Consider the following 18,163-nt stretch of genomic DNA (forward strand, 5'->3'; position numbering starts at 1 on the left):
TATGGCGGTGTTCAGCATTCCCTGGTGCCCGCAGTATGCGTGCCGCTCCCTGTAGAGTCGAGCCATGCTCGACGGGCAGTTGAAACCACGCCCGGCCAACCGGCCTTTGCACCCCGTTAAGCCAGTCTCTGCAAGCCTGCGCACAGTCCTGAAGGAGATCCCCGATGCGCCTGTCCCTGTTGATGCTCGCCGCGCTGGTACCGGCCGTGCCGGCACTCGCTGCGGAAACCCCGGAACTTCAGCGCGCCGTGGGTGCCCCCCAGGCGGTGGGCGCGGTGCATACGCTGCGTCAGATCCCCGAGGCCTGCGCGCGTCTGGAAGGTGCCTTCACCGGCCAGGCCGCCGAGCCGTATCGCTTTTCCGCGGTACGCACCAGCGAGCAGTGCCAGCCACGCGCGCGCTTCGTCGACTACGCCAAGGCACAGCCGAGTGCCGACAAAGGCTGGAAGCTCAATGATGTGATCCGCGTGCCCAACGCCGCATGCCCGGCGCAGCAGGCCGTAGTGCGGGTATGGCGCCTGCCGTCGAGCAACAAGGTCGAGCTGGATGGGCAGGGCCAGTCGCGCATCTACCTGGAAGAGGCGAAGAAGCAGGCGGCGGCCGGCCAGATTCCGCAGGTGACGATGTTCGCCGCGCAGCTGCAGATGGAAGGCAAGGCCTGCAATTGACGCGGTGCATCCACGCGTGTCGTGGATCCTCTGCAGTGCGTCGTGCGAGGTAGTGCCGGCCGCTGGCCGGCAACCCTGCAGTCAGGCCAGCGTTGCTCCCCGCGTCACCAGCAACTCGCGCAATGCCCTGCGGTGGCAGTGCGCTTCATCCTCACAGTAGCAGCCGACGCTGATGTCGCTGTGCTGCGACATCGCGGCCAGAAGATCCAGCGCGTGGGCAGCCGCAGGCGCCTTCATCTCGGCTTTGTAGTGGCGGAAGAAGGCATTCCAGTCGGCGGTGGTCTTTGCTTCATGCGCCTGCTTCACCAGCTCCGCGCTCGGTGACAGGGTCGGGAACCAGACGTCGTACCAGTCCTGCCTGGCGAACTCGCTGCGTGGCACGCCGCGCGGCGGGCGCCGCACCGTGCCGATGCGCAGCCCCTCGCCGGGTTGGCGCGGGCTGCCGAGACGAACCACATGCAGGGCCATGGTGACCTCCTGGCGGGTGGGTTCATCTTCCTGCCGTGCACGTGCGCCAGACGTGAACCGCTGCGGAAATGGAAAGGCCCGGGCGCTTGCGCATCCGGGCCTTCGCTCAAGCCGGCAGTGGTCAGTTGCCGCGGCAGTCCTTCAGCCACAGCACGCGGCCGATCTGGTCGTAACTGTCGACCACGCCGGTCAGGGTGACCTTCTCGCGCGGGCGCAGGGCCAGCGCATACGCGGCCTGGTTGGCTGCGAACGAGCAGGAAATGGCCACGCGCTCAAAGTCGATGCTGCCATCGCTGGGCAGGTCGAAGCTGGTGTTGTAGGTGCCGCCGCTGCGCAGCACGGTGGTGATGCGACCGGTGATGGCGTAGGTCTTGCCCTTGTAGCGCGGCTCGACCGCCGCCGGGTTGTCCTTGTTCTGGTTGCGCAGCTGGAAGCCGAAGCGGTCGGCGGCAATGGTCACCACCGACGCCTGCGGAGTGGCCTTGGCCGCCTGTTCGCCAGCCTTGCCCGGCTTGATCTGGTTGAGCAGCTTGCACATTTCCTCGCGCACGCCGTCGGCCGAGGCGATGGCGCCCTTGTTGACCTTCACCACCATGCCGACGGTGCCCTGGCCGCCTTCAGAGGTGGCGCTGATGATCATCGGAATCGGCTTGTGGGCCATGGTTTCCGGTTCTTCGATCAGCATCGAGCCGCCTTCCACGTCCTCGCTGAGGACATCCATGTTGGCGTTCTTGGCGATCACCCGCATCTGGCCGATGGCGCTGGCCACGGTCAGGTCCGGGTGGGTGACCGACGAAGTGAAGGTCGTGCCGACGAAGGGATTGCCCTTCTTCTGGAAGTTGCTTTCGCAGGTCGCAGCGAAGGCGGGCGCGGCAGCACCGCACAGCAGGGCGGTGATCAGGATCGGGTGCTTCATGGTTACAGTCCTTGTGAAATGGCAGCACAGGCCCGGGCCATGTGGCCGGGCAGCGTCGAGTCTGGCTTGCGGCGGCCCCTTTGCCCCGGGCCGGAGCCCGATTGTGGGGCGCATCGGTGGTCGCCGCAATGCGCCCTGTGCTCCACACAGGGCGCAGGTGCAGCTCAGCCTTCGAAGGCCGGCAGCTTCTGCTTCACCGCCACGTTCTTCAGCGTGACGTACTTCGGCAGGCCATCGGCGCCATAGGGAAGCGGCGCTTCACCCTTGATCAGCGGCGACAGGTAGGCGCGTGCCTTGGCGGTGATGCCGAAACCGTCACGGCGGATGAAGCCGGCCGGCATCTTCTTCTCGTGGTTGGCGATCTTCGACAGCGGCGCTGCTTCGATCTTCCAGCGATAGGGCGCATCGCTGCTGCGCACGATCACCGGCATCACGCCGTTCTGGCCCTTCAGTGCCAACTGCACGGCGGCCTTGCCAACCGCCTGTGCCTGCTCCCAGTCGGTCTTGCTGGCCAGGTGGCGGGCCGAGCGCTGCAGGTAGTCGGGCAGCGCCCAATGCACCTTCAGGCCCAGCTGGTCCTTGACCCGGCCGGCCAGGTGCGCGGCCACGCCACCCAGCTGCGCGTGACCGAACGAGTCCTTGCCGCCGCCGGCGTCGGCGACGAAGCGGCCATCGGCGGTGGCGATGCCTTCCGACGCCACCACCACGCAGTAGCCGACACGCTCGACCACGGCCTTCACCTTGGCCAGGAACGCAGCCTCGTCGTAGGCGCGCTCGGGCAGCAGGATGATGTGCGGTGCTTCGTCATCGCCGTTGCCCGCCAGGCCGGCGGCCGCAGCCAGCCAGCCGGCGTGGCGGCCCATCGCCTCGTAGATGAAGACGCGGGTAGAGGTCTCGGCCATCGCCGCTACGTCCAGGGCCGCCTCGCGCACCGAGACGGCGGTGTACTTGGCCGCCGAGCCGAAGCCGGGGCAGGTGTCGGTCACCGCCAGATCGTTGTCGATGGTCTTGGGCACGCCGATGCAGGTCAGGTCGTAGCCGGAGGCTTTGGCCAGCTGCGAGACCTTCAGCGCGGTATCGGCCGAATCGTTGCCACCGTTGTAGAGGAACCAGCGCACGTCATGCGCGCGCAGCACCTCCAGCAGGCGGTCGTAGCGGGCGCGGTCGGCGTCCAGCGATTTCAGCTTGACCCGGCACGAGCCGAAGGCGCCGCCCGGGGTGTGGGCGAGGGCGCGGATCGCTGCGGCGCTCTCCTTGCTGGTGTCGATCAGCTCCTCGCGCAGGGCGCCAAGGATGCCGTTGCGGGCGGCCAGAACCTTGATGCCCTTGGCCCGGGCCTGCTCGATCACCGCTGCCGCTGTGGCATTGATGACGGCGGTGACACCGCCGGACTGGGCATAAAGGAGAGTACCGTTGCGCATGCTTCTACCTGCTCGGGGGAGGGGACATTGCAGGGACATTACCCGGATGCGGTAAAGTGGCGCTATTGCGGTGCAGCGATACCGGACCGTCCGGGACGCGAACCTTCTTTGTTTTCAACACGTTGGAGTCAGGTCAATGCGATTGGTTCTGTTGGGACCGCCCGGTTCGGGCAAGGGGACACAGGCGACGCGCCTGAAGGAAAAGCTGGGGATCGCCCATATTTCGACCGGTGACATGCTGCGCGCGGAAATCGCCGCCGGCACGGAGCTGGGCAAGCAGGCCAAGACGGTGATGGATGCCGGCAACCTGGTGTCGGACGACATCCTGCTGGGCATGCTGGAGTCGCGCCTGACCCAGGCTGATGTCGCCAAAGGCTTCATCCTGGATGGCTACCCGCGCAATGTGGCCCAGGCCAATGCGATGGACGGCCTGCTGGCCAAGATCGGCCAGCCGCTGGACGCCGTGGTGCAGCTGGACGTGGCCACCGAGCTGCTGGTCGATCGCATCGCCGGTCGTGCCAAGGAGCAGGGCCGCGCCGATGACAATCCGGAAGCGGTGCGCCAGCGCCTGCAGGTCTACAACGACCAGACCGCCCCGGTGGTCGATTTCTACGCCGGCCGTGGCACCCTGGCCCGCGTCGATGGCGTCGGTGAGCTGGACGAGATCGAAGCCCGCATCCTGGCGGCGATCAAGGCCTGATCCGGCCGGGCCGGCACGCTTCCGGCCCTTCGGGCGTAAAAAAACACAGGCCTGGTCCGCGAGGATCAGGCCTGTGTCGTTTGATAGGCGCCAGCGAAGGGCTTGCTCAGGGCCCCGCAGCATGAGCTCCCTTGGGGATGGCCTCTTGGGGAGTAGGACCGGTTCGGGTACTGCGGCTGGCAGTTCGAATTGTGTCCGGGTTCACAGAACATCGCTATCGGGAATTCCCTGACAGCTGATTGGAGTTTTCTCACATCCTGTGTAGGACTTGTCTTACCCGGGAGCGGACATTGGCCCTATACAGCCGTCATCGGTCACAATCCTCGGTCATGAGCAGCGTACATATCCTTGCAATCGCCGGTACCTTCATGGGCGGCGTGGCCGCCCTGGCGCGGGAACTGGGCCATGCGGTCAGCGGCAGCGACCAGGCCATCTACCCGCCGATGTCCACCCAGCTCGAGCAGCTGGGCATCACCCTGGACCAGGGCTATCGCGCCGACAGCGTGCCCGCCGGCACGGATGAGGTGGTGATCGGCAATGCGCTGTCGCGCGGCAATGCCGCGGTGGAAGCCGTGCTCGACGCCGGCCAGCGCTACATCTCCGGTGCCCAGTGGCTGTCCGAGCAGGTGCTGCCGGGCCGCGACACGCTGGCCGTGGCCGGCACCCACGGCAAGACCACCACCACCACCATCCTCACCTGGCTGCTGGAAAGCGCCGGGCGCTCGCCGGGCTTCCTGATCGGCGGCGTCGCCGAGGATTTCGGCGTCTCTGCTCGCCTGGGCCAGGGCCGCGAGTTCGTGGTCGAGGCCGATGAGTACGACACGGCCTTCTTCGACAAGCGCAGCAAGTTCGTGCACTACCGGCCGCTGGTGGCCATCCTCAATAATCTTGAATACGACCACGCCGACATCTTCCCGGACGTGGCGGCGATCCAGCGCCAGTTCCATCACCTGGTGCGGACGGTACCGGCGCGTGGCCGCCTGATCGTCAACGGCGAGGATCAGCATCTGGCCGAAGTGCTGGCGATGGGCTGCTGGACCCCGGTCGAGCGTTTCGGATTCGATCCGTCGCTGGAATGGCATGCCGAGCTGCTGGCCGCCGATGGCAGTGCGTTCCGCGTGCACCATCGTGGGCAAGCGCTGGGCGATGTGCAGTGGTCGCTGCTGGGCCGCCACAACGTGCTCAACGGGCTGGCCGCATTGGCCGCGGCGCATGCAGTGGGCGTGGCACCTGCAGAGGTGATCCCGGCGCTGGCACGCTTCCGCAGCGTCAAGCGCCGCATGGAAGTGATCGGCAGCCATGATGGCATCACCATCTACGACGATTTCGCCCATCACCCGACCGCGATCGCCACCACGCTGGAAGGCCTGCGTGCCAAGGTGGGCGATGCGCGCATCGTGGTCGCGATGGAACCGCGCAGCAACTCGATGCGGCTGGGTGCGCATGCGCAGGCGCTGGCTCCGTCGCTGGCGCTGGCCGATGAAGTCGTGTTCCTGCATCGCCCGGAACTGGCCTGGGATGCCGCTGCGGTGATCGCCGCGGTGCGCGGTGAGGCGCACGCGGTGCCGGATACCGACGCATTGCTGGCGCAATTGAAGGCCAGCGCACGCCGTGGCGACCATGTGGTGTTCATGTCCAACGGTGGCTTCGACGGCGCGCCGCGCCGCTTCCTCGCCGCCTTGCAGTCCCGATGAGCGGCGACGGTTCGCTGCCACTGTTCCCGCTGCACACCGCGCTGGTACCAGGTGCGGCGGTGGGCCTGCGGGTATTCGAGCGGCGCTATCTGGACCTGGTCCGCGACAGCGGCCGTAGTGGCGAGGGCTTTGGTGTCTGCCTGATCCTGGACGGCCAGGAAGTGGGGCCCCCGGCGACGCCGGCCGCCTATGGCGTGCAGGTGCGCATCGAGGACTTCGATGTCGGCGCCGATGGCGTGCTGCAGCTGCGCCTGCGTGGCACCCGCCGCTTCCATGTCGAGCGGACCCGTGTGCGCGACAACGGGCTGCTGGTCGCCGACGTGCGCTGGTGTGATGAAGACCCCGACGACGAACTGCAACCGCAGCACGCGCTGCTGGCCACGGTGCTGGGGCACATCATCGAACAGGCTGGCGAGGCCTATGCGCCGTCCAGCCCAGCGTTGATGGACCAGGCCAGCTGGGTCGGCTGGCGGTTGGCCGAGCTGTTGCCACTGAGCGAGCAGCAGCGCCTGCAGCTGCTGCAGATGGACGACCCGCACCAGCGCCTGCAGCAGTTGTTGGGCTGGATGCCGTAGCGAGCCATCCACGCATGGCGTGGATCTACTGGAACCCACATCCACGCATGGCGTGGATCTACTGGAACCCACATCCACGCATGGCGTGGATCTACTGGAACCCACATCCACGCATGGCGTGGATCTACTGGAACCCACATCCACGCATGGCGTGGATCTACTGGAACCCACATCCACGCATGGCGTGGATCTACTGGAACCCACATCCACGCATGGCGTGGATCTACTGGAACCCACATCCACGCATGGCGTGGATCTACTGGAACCCACATCCACGCATGGCGTGGATCTACTACTGTAGAGCCGAGCCCATGCTCGGCTTGTTGGGTCGCGCGAAGAGCAGCCGAGCGCAGGCTCGGCTCTACAGTGGGTGATCGCGCACCCGTACCTGTCAGGGCGTGCTGGTCTTCAATCGCAACACCGGCAACCCGGTTTCGCTGTGCACATCCTCGCGCTGCGGCAGGCCCTGCACGGCCTCCTTCACGGCGTTCAGCGCCGGGTCGACGCCACGTAGCGGGTGCCACATGCCGATCCACTCGAAATGGCGCTCGTAGCGCAGGGTCTGCGCGCTGCCCAGCCATAGCGGCGTGTTGCCCGGTTGCAGCTGGGCCGGCGCCGGCCACAGGCGCAGCACATAGCGCTCATCCGGCTGCGCGCCCTGGCGCACCATCAGCAGTGCCTCCACCCGTGTTTCCAGCGTGGCCGGCAGCACCGGCAGTTCTTCGGCACCGGTGTTCTTGTCCAGCATCAGCAGCGCCTCCTGCCAGCCGGCCTGGTCCTGCCGCTTCCAGCCGCGTGCTTCCAGCTGCGCCTGCAGCGGCGCCAGTGGGCCCGCCACCTGCACGTCCAGCGGCCAGCGCTGGTCGTCGTCGAACTCGTTGCGGCGCGCCGGCAGCTTCGCCCAGTCATGCTGCCACCAGGCCTGCGTGTCCATTGCCTGCGGGGCCGGCAGGGTCGGCTCGAAGCGTTCCAGCTTCACCGGGATGTGGCGCGGTGCGTACCACATCGCGGCGACGGCGAAGACGCCGTAGAACAGCCACGCCACCGGCTTCACCCAGAACGAGCGGTTGAAGCGGCGGCGGTAGGCGATGCCCAGCACCAGCAGCCAGAACGTGCCGAACAGCATGCCGCCGATCACATCGCTCAGCCAATGCGCGCCCAGGTACAGGCGCGAGAAACCGATCAGGCTGACTACGATGCCCGACACCAGGTACGGCCAGACGCGGGTACGGCCAGGCATCTCGCGGGCGATCAGCACTGCGAAGAAGCCGAAGGTGATGGTGGCCATGGTCACCGACACCGACGGGAAGCCGAAGCCACTGCTGGCATCGACCGGTCGCACCACATCCACGGTGGCGCCGAGCAGCATGGTCAACGCCAGGCCGAAGGCGAGGGCGGCCAGCCAGTGCGCGGCGGCCATCCAGCGCCGGCGCCAGATCAGGTAGCCCATCGCGGCAGCGGTGGCTGGCAACAACACCTGCCAGGCGCCCAGTGAAGCCAGCGCGGCCATCGGGTAATCGGCCAGCGGGTTGCGCAGGGCCAGCATCGCCTGGTGCACCAGCAGATCGATGGCCAGCGGTTCGCCGTGCGCGACCACCACGGTCAGCAGCGCGAACCAGCCCCAGCCCAGCACCAGCAGCATCAGCGCCAGCATCGCCAGCGGCACCGATTCGCGGCGCTTCGGGTCCAGCACGCCGACGGTATAGCGGCCCAGCGTCGGGTGGCGGTTGGACCAGTCCAGCAGGCGCGCCAGCCAGTTGTCCATGCGCGCGGCCGACCAGCGATAGCCGTACAGCACGATGGCCCAGACCAGGCCGAGGATCACTGCCAGCAGGCCGACCACCACCACCAGTCGCCCAGCCACAGCGGCCACCGCGTCGTAGGCCTCGCCGAGCACCCAGCCCGGGGCCAGGAACAGCACCGCCCAGGAAATGCTGGCGATACCACTGGCCTGCATGTAGCGGCTGGCGGGCATCTTCATCATGCCGGCGATGGCCGGCACGAACGGGCGGATCGCGCCCACGTAACGTGCGATCAGGATGCTCTTGAAGGCATTGCGGCGGAACAGGTTCTCGCCGCGGTCGAGCAGCTGCGGGTAACGGCTGAACGGCCACACGCCACGCAGGCGGTCGCCCCAGCGGCGGCCGATCCAGTAGCTGATGCCATCACCGGCGAACGCGCCCAGCGCCGCCGCCGCCACCGCGTACGGCCCGGAGATCTGACCCAGGCCGATGAACACGCCCACCGCGAACAGCAGCGGCAGGGCCGGCACGATGGCACCAAGAATGATCACCGCATCGCAGAAGGCGATGAGGAAGATAACGGCACCCGCCAGTACGGGGTGAGCGGCAATCCACGCAAGCGTGGCGTCGATCCATGAAGAGTCCATTGCCCGATTATAGGGGCGTGAAGGTGACTGGTTCCCAGCCGCTTCGTGACCGTTTGCAACCGGCGCCATCGCCTAGAATGGGCACATGCCGCATTCGCCAGACACGCCCCCGCACGCCCTGAAGGCTGACAGCTTCGGTCGCATCCTCCTTGTGGAAGGGCCCAACGGCCCCTTCGTACGCCGTGATCTGGGCGCCACGCCGCTGTGGTTGCGGCTGCCGGCCTGGTGGCTGGCCCGCCGCGAAGCGCGCGCGCTGCGCCATATCCACGGCATGGCCGATGTGACGCAACTGCTGGCGTGGGATGGCCGTCATCTCGACCGCAGCTTCATGGCCGGCGACGCCATGTACCAGCGTCCGCCACGCGGCGACCTGGCCTGGTTCCGTTCGGCGCGGCGGCTGCTGCAACAGTTGCATCGGCGCGGCGTGGCCCACAACGACCTGGCCAAGGAAGCCAACTGGCTGGTCACCGACGATGGCCGCCCGGCATTGATCGACTTCCAGCTGGCGGTGATCGGCCACCCGCGCTCGCGCTGGATGCGCCTGCTGGCCCGCGAGGACCTGCGCCACCTGCTCAAGCACAAGCGCATGTATTGCCGCGAGTCGCTCACCCCGGTGGAGAAGCGCGTGCTCAAGCGCACCTCGTGGGTACGCGAACTGTGGTTTGCCACCGGCAAGCCGGTCTACCGCTTCGTTACCCGCCGCATCCTGCATTGGGAAGACAACGAGGGGCAGGGGCCCAAGCCGTGAGTCCATCGCGGGTGGTGACCGGCCCGCCGAGTGCGGGCAGCGTGCTGCGCCCACAGCTGGCTGGCGCCGACTTCGTGCACGCCTGCCAGGCGACCACCCGTCGCGATGGGCGCTCGGCCTTGCAGGCCTATCGCGACATGGCCACGACCATTCCCGGCTGGTTCGATGGGCTGATGGCGCTGCGCAATCGCGGCATGCGGCTCTTAGGCATGAAGCACCTGGGCTCGTTGCGTGCGGTGCAGGACACCGTCGATCCGGTTCCCGGCCAGCGGCTGGGGATCTTCACCCTGCAGTCGCTGGCTGACGATGCCATTGTGCTGGAAGACGATGACCGCCACCTGCGTGTGCAGCTTGCTTTGCAATGGCAGGGCGACATGCTGGAAGTGGCGACGGTGGTGCATACGCACAATGCGTTTGGGCGCGTGTACATGCTGCCGGTTGCGCCCGTGCATCGGTTGATCGCGCCGCATCTGCTGAGGAAGCAGGTGCAGGCGTACCGGTAGAGCCACGCCATGCGTGGATGCCAATGCGGACGCGGGGGAGTCGTGACGAGTGACTGCTTGGCAGCGCCGTATGGCTGTGGTACTGGTGTTGTGCGTAGGTTCTGGACAGTCCCCCATGCCATGGACTGCTCAAGCATCAGTCCGGATGGTGACCGAGGCAGTGCAAAAAAGCTGGAGAAGCGGAAGTGAAATCATCAACGCGTTCTCTATTGGCTTATGAGATCGGAGGGGCGCTGTTCTTTGCGCTGGTCTACGTCATCCTCGATTACAGAGGGGTTGGCAACGCGGCTCGAATTGCTCTTTACCCATTTCTTGTCTTTCAGGCATTTCTGCTGTTGTCGTATTCTGTTGATGCCCTGAGGGGTAGATGGCGCCGCTGAGTTTGGTTGCTGGCAATAGGAAGAAGAGCAATCCAATGCGTACTGTTTCCAATTTCGAAAGCGCGCTGATTGAAGCTGTGGCGGCGCACCTGCCTGCGATCTCTGCTTCGCAGCTTCAGGCTGACCTGGCTTCCGCAACGGCCGTGGAAATGGGCCCTGGCGGATCTAGGGTGGGATTCGTCATTTCTGGATATGAGCGTCCGCCGTATCAAGGGCAGCACCCGTATCCCGTCGAGCTGCTGATGCAGGACGCCGATGGTGCTGAACTCACGCCGATTCTTCATGCGGACGCAAATGACCGTCTGCTGGAGCTGGAGATCATCCGTTGGGATGGTGCCGAGCTGATATCTCCGCAGATCGAGAGCTTGATCTGCTATGCATGAGGTGGCGAGGAAGGATTCTGGTGATGACAAGGGCAATGTGCAGAATGCCTGCCTCGAAGAGCCCGTGGACGTCGCGGAAGCGCTGGCGATGTACCAGCGCATGATGCTTGAACGAAGCGACGCTGAATTCGTCGCCGACTTCATGGTGTTCTGTTGGCAGTCCGTTGATCCCGGGCGCGTCGCCGGATTGGACCTGCCTGGAAGCGTCGTGGATGCGTGCTCTGAACAGCTATCCCTGTTTATGCGGATGGTTGATCAGCAGGATCAGCAGCGTGGGGCACCGGCTTTCTGGAAGCGCTATATCGAGTGGGCGGATTACGCCATCGATTTCCCGCTTGATGAACGCAAACGGTTCATGTGGGAGACGCCTGGCTACCTGGAGCCGGCATTTTCTGTGTTCATGGCCACTGGTGGTGCTGAGATGAGGTCTGAGGCGATGGAGCTCCTGGCTGAGTACTCCGGGTCTGGCAAAGCGAGGGCTGCCTATGTCAGATCGGTGATCGAGAGTCGGCTCAGCTCTGAAGAGTCCTGTGGTCATCAACACGCCGGTGGCTGATGGGTGTCAAATGGGTCTGCCCATCACAAGGGAAAGTGGTCAATGTGCAACGGTCTGAATAGAGCACTCGGTATCGCCCTGCTGCTGGCAGCGGGTGGGGCGGGTCTGGTTCCCGCCTTTGCCAGGGACAAGCCTCGAGACATTTGCCAAGGAATGAGTGGGGCGCGCAATGGTGTGCAGTACTGCCAGACGCCGCTGCAGGCGCTTCTTGCGAATTCGGGCGACTATGACGGCAGGCACGTTGCCGCATTCGGCTACCTGCTCCATGAGGGGGGGAGCAGTGATGCCCTTGGTCCCTCCGCCGATGCGCTACGCAGAATCGACTTCATAGGATGTGTCGCGGTTGATCTGAGTGGCGCGGAGTACGAGGACTCCGTGCGTGGTATCGAGCAAGGCCTGTACTTTGTCATGGTCCAGGGGGTGTATCACGCGGGGGCAGTGAACGGTGCCTGCGTGGGCGAACTGAGGGCGCCTTTCATATCGCGCATATCAAAGGTCGATGAGGTTGATTGAGGAGCGTCCAACCTGTGAGGCCGTCGAGAATGCAGGGTGATGCAAGTTGGCGAATCGAGAAGCACGTGAGCGCGTTGGCCTCTGCTGATGGTCAGTCGTGATGGCGAGCGGCAAGAAAGCTATTGAGGTGATGTATGTGGTACTGCGCACACGCCATTTTCTATTACGAGAGCCCAGGACAGGACTCGTTCCTGGTGCATGAGAACGTCTATCTCCTCAGTGCGGATAGCGAAGAGCAAGCTCTCGACAATGCGAAAGCGCTTGCTTCTGAGTATGAGGATATGAGCGGCCGTTTGGTGGGGGACGACGGTAAGCCCTCCCTCTATCGATTCGCCGGAATCCGCAAGCTCATATCGGTAGAGACTGATGAGGACACTGCCGAGGGGCGCCTGCACTCCGGAGTGGAAATCACGTACTCCGTCATGGCAGTGGATACGTTGGATCAGGTGAGACGTCTTGCCCGTGGTGATGGCGTGGAAGTGCTGTACCAGGAATAGAAATCTAGAGCCGAGCATGGCTCGGCTCTACAGAGGTCTTTGACGTTACGGCGTCGCCGGCACCACCTGCTGGCCGATGAAGTTGCGCTTGGCATCGAAGTCGTAGGCGATCTGCAGCTGGCCCACATCCGGGCAGGCGTGGCAGTCGCGCAGTGGCGTGCGGTACAACAGGCGGATGCCGCCGCCCTCCAGCGGTGTCGCTCCGGCCGACTGCGCAGGCGCGAACGGTGTGGCCTGCGGGTTGGCCTTCAGCAGCTCCTGCACGGCCGGGTCGGCGCGCAGGGTGTCGTCCAGCTGCACGGCATCCACATCGATGCGCTTGCCGCTGGCGTCGACCAGGCGGGTGCCTTCGTTGGTGTTGGCGCGGAACGGGTATTCGACCGTGGCCACGCCCAGGCCATCGTTCTCGTGCCAGGCGGTCACATAGGCCAGCTCGCCGCCGGTGGACAACTGTTCGGCGGCGCTGATCGCATCGGCGCTGGCGCCACCGGCGCGCATCGCATCGCGCAGGCACTCGCGGGTGGCGGCGTTCTCGCCCTGGCGGCAGGCGTTGAGGTCGCCATCCCACACTACTGCCTCGCTCCAGCGCAGCTTGCCGTCGGCGGCGGCCTGCTCTGCGCTGGGTGCGTCACCGGCAGGCGGCTCCTTGCCGGGTTCCGGCGAACGGCCCTGGCAGGCGGTCAGCAGGGCAAGCCCCAGGGCAGGCAGCAGCAGGCGGGAACGGCGCATGGCGTGGACCTCGTGCGTTGGCTGGAGGCCCGAGTATCGTCAAGGCCGGGTGAACTCCGCGTCGGCGCGGCATACTAGCGGCTCATTGCATACGCTGGAGTGTGGAACGTGGGCAGTCTGCAGGGCAAAACCCTTTTCATCACCGGTGCCTCGCGCGGTATCGGCCTGGCCATCGCACTGCGCGCTGCGCGCGACGGGGCCAACGTGGCAATCGCCGCCAAGTCGTCGGTGCCGAACCCGAAGCTGCCGGGCACCATCCACACCGCCGCCGAGGCCGTTACGGCGGCCGGTGGCCAGGGCCTGGCGCTGAAGTGCGACATCCGCGAGGAAGAGCAGGTGCAGGCCGCGGTTGCAGCCACGGTCGACACCTTCGGTGGCATCGACATCCTGATCAACAACGCCAGCGCGATCTGGCTGCGCGGCACGCTGGATACGCCGATGAAGCGCTTCGACCTGATGCAGCAGGTCAATTCGCGTGGCAGCTTCCTCTGTGCGCAGGCTTGCCTGCCGTACCTGCTGCAGGCGCCGAACCCGCACATCCTTACCCTGGCGCCGCCGCCGAGCCTGGAACCGAAGTGGTGGGGCGCGCATACCGGCTACACGCTGGCGAAGATGGGCATGAGCTTCGTCACCCTCGGCCTGGCCGCGGAATTCGGCCCGCAGGGCGTGGCGGTGAACGCGTTGTGGCCGCGCACGGTGATCGCCACCGATGCGATCAACATGATTCCTGGCGTGGATGCGGCCGGCTGCCGTACGCCGCAGATCATGGCCGACGCCGCGCATGCGGTGCTGGTGCGCGAAGCGGCCGGTTTCCACGGCCAGTTCCTGATCGACGATGAAGTGCTGGCACAGGCGGGCGTCACCGATCTGTCCGGCTACGCGGTGGACCCGTCGCGGCCGCTGCTGCCGGACCTGTTCCTGGATTGAGCTGCTCACCGTAGCGCCGAGCCCATGCTCGGCCACGTTGTTGTAGAGCCGAGCCCATGCTCGGCTGCCTTGCGGGATCAGCCGAGCATGGGCCCGGCTCTACCGGAGGTGCCCGATCAATGGTTGAACGGATCGGGCAGCCCGCCGCCGCATTTGCGGCAGTAGCGTGCATCCGGTTCATGCCCCTCCAGCCCACAGTGCGGGCACCCGCGGGCGTCGCGGCGTGCGGCCTGCTCGGCTTCGCGCATGGTGCTGGCCAGTTCGGCGGTGTAGATGCCGGTGGGCACGGCGATGATGCTGTAGCCGATCAGGATCAGCACCGAGGTGACGAAGCGACCGAGCACGGTCTGTGGCACGATGTCGCCGAAACCGACCGTGGCCATGGTCACCACCGCCCAGTACATGCTGGCCGGAATGCTGGTGAAGCCGTGTTCGGGACCCTCGATCACGTACATCAGCGCACCGGCGATGATGGTGATGGTGATCACCGTGAACAGGAACACCAGCACCTTGCGCCGGCTGCGCCACAGCGACGTCATCAGTACGCCGCTTTCCTCGATGTAGCGGGTCAGCTTGAGGATGCGGAATACACGCAGGATGCGCAGCGCGCGCACCACCAGCAGGCTCTGCGCGCCGGGGATGAACAGCGACAGGTAGGCGGGCAGGATCGACAGCAGGTCGATGATGCCCCAGATGCTCACCGCGTAACGCAACGGGCGTCTGACCACCGCCAGCCGCAGCAGGTACTCGGCGGTGAAGATGATCGTGAAGGCCCATTCCACGATGTACAGGCCGGTGGCCCACTCGGCATGCAGGTGCTGCACGCTGTCGATCATCACCACCAGGATGCTGGCGACGATCGCCACCACCAGGATCAGGTCGAAATTGCGCGAGGGCCGCGAGTCATGGCGGTAGATGATGTCGAACCACCGACGGCGCCAGCCGGTCTCGGTGGCGGGGTTCAGCTGGGGGGCGGAAAACGGTCGCATGGGCGCATTGTGCCGCAGGGGTTCCGGCGCGAGAATGGGGATTCCTGAATCCTGCCGACTGCCATGACCGCCGCTACCGATCCGCTGATCTCCCTTTCGCACTATTACCTGCCGGTCTACAAGCCCCGCCAGGTGGTACTGGAGCGAGGCCAGGGCGCCCGCGTGTGGGACAGCCAGGGCCGTGAGTTCATCGACCTGGCCGCCGGCATCGCCGTGTGCGGGCTGGGCCACAACGATCCGGACCTGGTGGCCGCGCTGGTCGAGCAGGCCGGCAAGCTCTGGCACACCAGCAACGTGTTCTACAGCGCGCCGCCGCTGCACCTGGCCGAGGAACTGGTGAAGGCCAGCCGCTTCGCCGAGCGCGTGTTCCTGTGCAACTCCGGCGCCGAAGCCAACGAAGTGGCGATCAAGATGGTCCGCAAGTGGGCCTCCAGCCAGGGCCGCCCGGCCGACAAGCGGGTGATCATCACCTTCCGTGGCAGCTTCCATGGCCGCACCATGGGCGCGGTTACCGCGACTGCCCAGCCGAAGTACCAGGAAGGCTACGAGCCGCTGCCCGGTGGCTTCCGCTACATCGATTTCAACGACGAAGTGCAGCTGGAAACCGCGATGGCCGCCGGTGACGTGGCGGCGGTGATGCTGGAGCCGATCCAGGGCGAGGGCGGGGTGATGCCGGCCAAGTCCGGTTTCCTCAAGCGCGTGCGCGAACTGTGCGACCAGCACAACGCACTGCTGGTGCTGGACGAGATCCAGGCCGGCATGGGCCGCACCGGCACGCTGTTCGCGCACTGGCAGGATGATGTGGTGCCGGACATGGTCACCCTGGCCAAGGCACTCGGTGGCGGCTTCCCGATCGGCGCGATGCTGGCCGGCCCGAAGGTGGCCGAAACCATGCAGTTCGGCGCGCACGGCACCACCTTCGGTGGCAACCCGCTGGCCGCGGCGGTTGCCCGCGTGGCGCTGCGCAAGCTGGCCTCGGCGGAGATCGCCGCCAACGTCAGCCGCCAGTCGAAGGCGCTGCGCGACGGCTTCGCCCGCATCAACGACGAGTTCGGTGTGTTCAGCGACGTGCGCGGCCGCGGCCTGATGCTGGGTGCGGTGCTGAGCAAGGACTTTGCCGGCCAGGCCGGGGCGATCCTCGACCATGCCGCCGAGCAGGGCCTGCTGACCCTGCAGGCCGGCCCGGACGTGCTGCGCTTCGTGCCCTCGCTGAACATCACCGACGAAGAAGTGGCTGAAGGCCTGAAGCGCCTGCGCGCTGCGGTTGCTGCGTTCATCGCTGCGCGCTGAAGCCCTGGCGCCGGGGTCGGATGCCTCTCCTGAGGAGAGGGCTCTGACCCCGTTGCTGCGGATTCCCCGTAGAGCCGAGCCTATGCTCGGCCCATCGCGCTGGGGTCGGATTCCTCTCCTGTGGAGAGGGCTCTGACCCCGTTGCTGCGGATTCCCCGTAGAGCCGAGCCTATGCTCGGCTCATCGCGCTGGGGTCGGATTCCTCTCCTGTGGAGAGGGCTCTGACCCCGTTGCTGCGGATTCCCCGTAGAGCCGAGCCTATGCTCGGCTCATCGCGCTGGGGTCGGATTCCTCTCCTGTGGAGAGGGCTCTGACCCCGTTGCTGCGGATTCCCCGTAGAGCCGAGCCTATGCTCGGCTCATCGCGCTGGGGTCGGATTCCTCTCCTGTGGAGAGGGCTCTGACCCCGTTGCTGCGGATTCCCCGTAGAGCCGAGCCTATGCTCGGCTCATCGCGCTGGGGTCGGATTCCTCTCCTGTGGAGAGGGCTCTGACCCCGTTGCTGCGGATTCCCCATAGAGCCGAGCCTATGCTCGGCTCTGCAGTGGTTCACGCAATCCGATAGCGCTTCAGCACCTTGCCCAACCCACGGCCATCGCGCACGGTTTCCGCGTGCAGGCCGGCAGCGCGTGCGCCGCGCACATTGGCGAACAGATCATCGACGAACAGCGTGTGCGCAGGCGCCACGCCGAGTACCTCAAGCGTGCGCAGGAAGACCTCCGGTGCGGGTTTGCGCAGGCCGAAATCCGCGCTGCAGAACACGCGGCCCTGCAGGGCAGGGAACAGTTCCGGCAGCACGGTGGGTAGCGCCTGCACCATCAGCGGACCGTTGTTGGTCAGCACTGCCATCGGCAGTTGCAAGGTCTGCAGCCGCTGCAGCACCGACTGCTGCGGATGGCTGGCGGCCTGGCGTGCGGCGATCCAGATGGGGATATCGACGGTCCTGCCCAGCAGCGCACCCAGCCGCGCCAGATAGGCCGGGCCGTCCAGCGTACCGTTGTCGTGCGCCGCTTCCAGTCCACTGTCATACAGCGCGGCCTGTACCGTTGCGGCAGGAACCGCCAGTGCCTGCGCCAGGTGCAGCACGCGCTGCGCGCGCTGGTAGTGCACCAGCACGCCATCCACATCCAGCAGCAACAGGTCGATCCGCATCGGCCGAGCATGCCATCGTGATGGATGCGCGGGAAACCCTGGAGTGGCCATGCGACAGACGGTCGCAGCCGGGGCCGCAGAGGCCTGCCTAGAATGGCGGTTGAATCCGCAGGAGATGTGATGATGAAGGCTTGGGTGGTGGCAGTGGGACTGGGTGCGCTGATGCTGGCGCCATCGGCGATGGCGCGGGTGTGTGCGGTGAGCATCGACAGCACCGACCAGATGAGTTTCAGCAGCCGCGAGATCAGGATCGCCGCCGACTGCAGTGCCGTGGACCTGACCCTGCGCCACACCGGCAAGCTGGCCGCCACCGCGATGGGGCACAACTGGGTGCTGACCCGCACCGCCGACTACCAGCCGGTGGCGATGGCGGGCATGCGCATGACCCTGGCCGACAGCTACCTGCCGAAGGCCGACAAGCGCGTGCTGGCGCACACCAAGGTGATCGGCGGCGGCGAGACCACGCGCGTGCGGTTCTCCACCCAGGGCCTGCAGAAGGGAGGCGACTACACCTTCTTCTGCTCGTTCCCCGGCCACTTCGCGATGATGAAGGGCAAGTTCGTCTTCGGTTGAAAAAAGGGGACGGAGGGGATTAAGTCGTTTTTGGCACATGCGGCAAAAACGACTTAATCCCCTCCGTCCCCTTTTTGTGCCAACCAAGGTTGGC

At 66.0% G+C, this 18,163-nt stretch carries 20 protein-coding genes; 13 read left to right on the top strand and 7 right to left on the bottom strand.

The window, feature by feature from the left end:
* The first annotated feature begins 164 nt into the window (after nt 1–164).
* Nucleotides 165–668: a hypothetical protein gene (locus B9Y64_RS07685; protein WP_100440197.1), complete on the top strand. Its 504-nt coding sequence runs from the start codon at nt 165–167 to the stop codon at nt 666–668.
* A gap of 81 nt (nt 669–749) precedes the next feature.
* Here B9Y64_RS07685 and B9Y64_RS07690 read toward each other — a convergent pair whose 3' ends face one another.
* The 3 genes from B9Y64_RS07690 to B9Y64_RS07700 form a co-directional block, all read right to left on the bottom strand.
* On the bottom strand, nt 750–1,136 hold the full coding sequence (locus B9Y64_RS07690) for a DUF488 domain-containing protein (RefSeq protein WP_100440198.1): 387 nt from the start codon (nt 1,134–1,136) through the stop codon (nt 750–752).
* Nucleotides 1,137–1,257: 121 nt separating this feature from the next.
* Nucleotides 1,258–2,052: a hypothetical protein gene (locus B9Y64_RS07695; protein WP_100440199.1), complete on the bottom strand. Its 795-nt coding sequence runs from the start codon at nt 2,050–2,052 to the stop codon at nt 1,258–1,260.
* A 164-nt stretch (nt 2,053–2,216) separates the two neighbouring features.
* Complete coding sequence (locus B9Y64_RS07700; RefSeq protein WP_100440200.1) at nt 2,217–3,473, bottom strand: 6-phosphofructokinase; 1,257 nt, start codon at nt 3,471–3,473, stop codon at nt 2,217–2,219.
* Nucleotides 3,474–3,609: 136 nt separating this feature from the next.
* Here B9Y64_RS07700 and B9Y64_RS07705 point away from each other — a divergent pair, with 136 nt between their 5' ends.
* From B9Y64_RS07705 to B9Y64_RS07715, 3 genes are all read left to right on the top strand, one after another.
* Nucleotides 3,610–4,173 carry an adenylate kinase gene (locus B9Y64_RS07705; RefSeq protein WP_014038375.1) on the top strand — a complete coding sequence of 188 codons (564 nt, stop codon included), beginning with the start codon at nt 3,610–3,612 and terminating at the stop codon, nt 4,171–4,173.
* A gap of 329 nt (nt 4,174–4,502) precedes the next feature.
* Nucleotides 4,503–5,867 carry a UDP-N-acetylmuramate:L-alanyl-gamma-D-glutamyl-meso-diaminopimelate ligase gene (gene mpl / locus B9Y64_RS07710; protein ID WP_100440201.1) on the top strand — a complete coding sequence of 455 codons (1,365 nt, stop codon included), beginning with the start codon at nt 4,503–4,505 and terminating at the stop codon, nt 5,865–5,867.
* A complete protein-coding gene (locus B9Y64_RS07715; RefSeq protein ID WP_100440202.1) occupies nt 5,864–6,442 on the top strand; it encodes an LON peptidase substrate-binding domain-containing protein in 579 nt (192 codons plus the stop codon). Before mpl ends, B9Y64_RS07715 begins: the two co-directional genes overlap by 4 nt.
* A gap of 391 nt (nt 6,443–6,833) precedes the next feature.
* Here the strand turns inward: B9Y64_RS07715 and B9Y64_RS07720 are convergent, their stop codons facing one another.
* Complete coding sequence (locus B9Y64_RS07720; RefSeq protein ID WP_100440203.1) at nt 6,834–8,831, bottom strand: bifunctional DedA family/phosphatase PAP2 family protein; 1,998 nt, start codon at nt 8,829–8,831, stop codon at nt 6,834–6,836.
* 85 nt (nt 8,832–8,916) lie between these two features.
* On the opposite strand from B9Y64_RS07720, the gene B9Y64_RS07725 reads away from it, so the two are divergent.
* The 6 genes from B9Y64_RS07725 to B9Y64_RS07750 all read left to right on the top strand — a co-directional run bounded on the left by B9Y64_RS07725 (nt 8,917) and on the right by B9Y64_RS07750 (nt 12,411).
* Nucleotides 8,917–9,579, top strand: a complete 663-nt coding sequence (locus B9Y64_RS07725) for a serine/threonine-protein kinase (RefSeq protein ID WP_100440204.1) — start codon at nt 8,917–8,919, stop codon at nt 9,577–9,579.
* The gene (locus B9Y64_RS07730; protein ID WP_100440205.1) at nt 9,576–10,082 is read left to right on the top strand and encodes a DUF2867 domain-containing protein; all 507 of its coding nucleotides are present in this window, start codon (nt 9,576–9,578) and stop codon (nt 10,080–10,082) included. The genes B9Y64_RS07725 and B9Y64_RS07730 overlap by 4 nt, the downstream gene beginning before the upstream one ends.
* A 367-nt stretch (nt 10,083–10,449) precedes the next feature.
* Nucleotides 10,450–10,845 (top strand): DUF6984 family protein, encoded by a 396-nt coding sequence (locus B9Y64_RS07735; protein ID WP_157804503.1) that lies wholly within the window; start codon nt 10,450–10,452, stop codon nt 10,843–10,845.
* Nucleotides 10,838–11,401, top strand: a complete 564-nt coding sequence (locus B9Y64_RS07740; RefSeq protein WP_100440207.1) for a hypothetical protein — start codon at nt 10,838–10,840, stop codon at nt 11,399–11,401. Before B9Y64_RS07735 ends, B9Y64_RS07740 begins: the two co-directional genes overlap by 8 nt.
* 42 nt (nt 11,402–11,443) lie before the next feature.
* A complete protein-coding gene (locus tag B9Y64_RS07745) occupies nt 11,444–11,914 on the top strand; it encodes a hypothetical protein (protein ID WP_157804504.1) in 471 nt (156 codons plus the stop codon).
* A gap of 134 nt (nt 11,915–12,048) precedes the next feature.
* Nucleotides 12,049–12,411, top strand: coding sequence for a DUF4288 domain-containing protein (locus B9Y64_RS07750; RefSeq protein ID WP_100440209.1), 363 nt, complete (start codon nt 12,049–12,051; stop codon nt 12,409–12,411).
* Between the two features lie 45 nt (nt 12,412–12,456).
* Here B9Y64_RS07750 and B9Y64_RS07755 read toward each other — a convergent pair whose 3' ends face one another.
* Nucleotides 12,457–13,140: a hypothetical protein gene (locus B9Y64_RS07755; protein ID WP_100440210.1), complete on the bottom strand. Its 684-nt coding sequence runs from the start codon at nt 13,138–13,140 to the stop codon at nt 12,457–12,459.
* 108 nt (nt 13,141–13,248) lie between these two features.
* Here B9Y64_RS07755 and B9Y64_RS07760 point away from each other — a divergent pair, with 108 nt between their 5' ends.
* On the top strand, nt 13,249–14,067 hold the full coding sequence (locus B9Y64_RS07760) for an SDR family oxidoreductase (protein ID WP_014038366.1): 819 nt from the start codon (nt 13,249–13,251) through the stop codon (nt 14,065–14,067).
* A gap of 116 nt (nt 14,068–14,183) precedes the next feature.
* On the opposite strand, the gene B9Y64_RS07765 is transcribed toward B9Y64_RS07760, so the two are convergent.
* Nucleotides 14,184–15,056, bottom strand: coding sequence for an ion transporter (locus B9Y64_RS07765; protein ID WP_100440211.1), 873 nt, complete (start codon nt 15,054–15,056; stop codon nt 14,184–14,186).
* Nucleotides 15,057–15,119: 63 nt separating this feature from the next.
* On the opposite strand from B9Y64_RS07765, the gene B9Y64_RS07770 reads away from it, so the two are divergent.
* Nucleotides 15,120–16,346, top strand: a complete 1,227-nt coding sequence (locus B9Y64_RS07770) for an acetylornithine transaminase (protein WP_100440212.1) — start codon at nt 15,120–15,122, stop codon at nt 16,344–16,346.
* Between the two features lie 547 nt (nt 16,347–16,893).
* On the opposite strand, the gene B9Y64_RS07775 is transcribed toward B9Y64_RS07770, so the two are convergent.
* Nucleotides 16,894–17,496: an HAD-IA family hydrolase gene (locus B9Y64_RS07775; protein ID WP_100440213.1), complete on the bottom strand. Its 603-nt coding sequence runs from the start codon at nt 17,494–17,496 to the stop codon at nt 16,894–16,896.
* Nucleotides 17,497–17,619: 123 nt separating this feature from the next.
* Between B9Y64_RS07775 and azu the strand changes: the two genes are divergently transcribed.
* A complete protein-coding gene (gene azu, locus B9Y64_RS07780; RefSeq protein WP_100440692.1) occupies nt 17,620–18,069 on the top strand; it encodes an azurin in 450 nt (149 codons plus the stop codon).
* Nucleotides 18,070–18,163: the final 94 nt, after the last annotated feature.

This window comes from Stenotrophomonas maltophilia, from assembly GCF_002799245.1.
In the GTDB taxonomy this organism is placed as follows: domain Bacteria; phylum Pseudomonadota; class Gammaproteobacteria; order Xanthomonadales; family Xanthomonadaceae; genus Stenotrophomonas; species Stenotrophomonas maltophilia_S.

What these genes read in the sequence shown, in the direction of transcription:
- B9Y64_RS07685 (WP_100440197.1), top strand. Translation starts at nt 165, where the DNA reads ATGCGCCTGTCCCTGTTGATGCTCGCCGCGCTGGTACCGGCCGTGCCG.
- B9Y64_RS07690 (WP_100440198.1), bottom strand. Translation starts at nt 1,136, where the DNA reads ATGGCCCTGCATGTGGTTCGTCTCGGCAGCCCGCGCCAACCCGGCGAG.
- B9Y64_RS07695 (WP_100440199.1), bottom strand. Translation starts at nt 2,052, where the DNA reads ATGAAGCACCCGATCCTGATCACCGCCCTGCTGTGCGGTGCTGCCGCG.
- B9Y64_RS07700 (WP_100440200.1), bottom strand. Translation starts at nt 3,473, where the DNA reads ATGCGCAACGGTACTCTCCTTTATGCCCAGTCCGGCGGTGTCACCGCC.
- B9Y64_RS07705 (WP_014038375.1), top strand. Translation starts at nt 3,610, where the DNA reads ATGCGATTGGTTCTGTTGGGACCGCCCGGTTCGGGCAAGGGGACACAG.
- mpl (WP_100440201.1), top strand. Translation starts at nt 4,503, where the DNA reads ATGAGCAGCGTACATATCCTTGCAATCGCCGGTACCTTCATGGGCGGC.
- B9Y64_RS07715 (WP_100440202.1), top strand. Translation starts at nt 5,864, where the DNA reads ATGAGCGGCGACGGTTCGCTGCCACTGTTCCCGCTGCACACCGCGCTG.
- B9Y64_RS07720 (WP_100440203.1), bottom strand. Translation starts at nt 8,831, where the DNA reads ATGGACTCTTCATGGATCGACGCCACGCTTGCGTGGATTGCCGCTCAC.
- B9Y64_RS07725 (WP_100440204.1), top strand. Translation starts at nt 8,917, where the DNA reads ATGCCGCATTCGCCAGACACGCCCCCGCACGCCCTGAAGGCTGACAGC.
- B9Y64_RS07735 (WP_157804503.1), top strand. Translation starts at nt 10,450, where the DNA reads ATGGCGCCGCTGAGTTTGGTTGCTGGCAATAGGAAGAAGAGCAATCCA.
- B9Y64_RS07740 (WP_100440207.1), top strand. Translation starts at nt 10,838, where the DNA reads ATGCATGAGGTGGCGAGGAAGGATTCTGGTGATGACAAGGGCAATGTG.
- B9Y64_RS07745 (WP_157804504.1), top strand. Translation starts at nt 11,444, where the DNA reads ATGTGCAACGGTCTGAATAGAGCACTCGGTATCGCCCTGCTGCTGGCA.
- B9Y64_RS07750 (WP_100440209.1), top strand. Translation starts at nt 12,049, where the DNA reads ATGTGGTACTGCGCACACGCCATTTTCTATTACGAGAGCCCAGGACAG.
- B9Y64_RS07755 (WP_100440210.1), bottom strand. Translation starts at nt 13,140, where the DNA reads ATGCGCCGTTCCCGCCTGCTGCTGCCTGCCCTGGGGCTTGCCCTGCTG.
- B9Y64_RS07765 (WP_100440211.1), bottom strand. Translation starts at nt 15,056, where the DNA reads ATGCGACCGTTTTCCGCCCCCCAGCTGAACCCCGCCACCGAGACCGGC.
- B9Y64_RS07770 (WP_100440212.1), top strand. Translation starts at nt 15,120, where the DNA reads ATGACCGCCGCTACCGATCCGCTGATCTCCCTTTCGCACTATTACCTG.
- B9Y64_RS07775 (WP_100440213.1), bottom strand. Translation starts at nt 17,496, where the DNA reads ATGCGGATCGACCTGTTGCTGCTGGATGTGGATGGCGTGCTGGTGCAC.
- azu (WP_100440692.1), top strand. Translation starts at nt 17,620, where the DNA reads ATGAAGGCTTGGGTGGTGGCAGTGGGACTGGGTGCGCTGATGCTGGCG.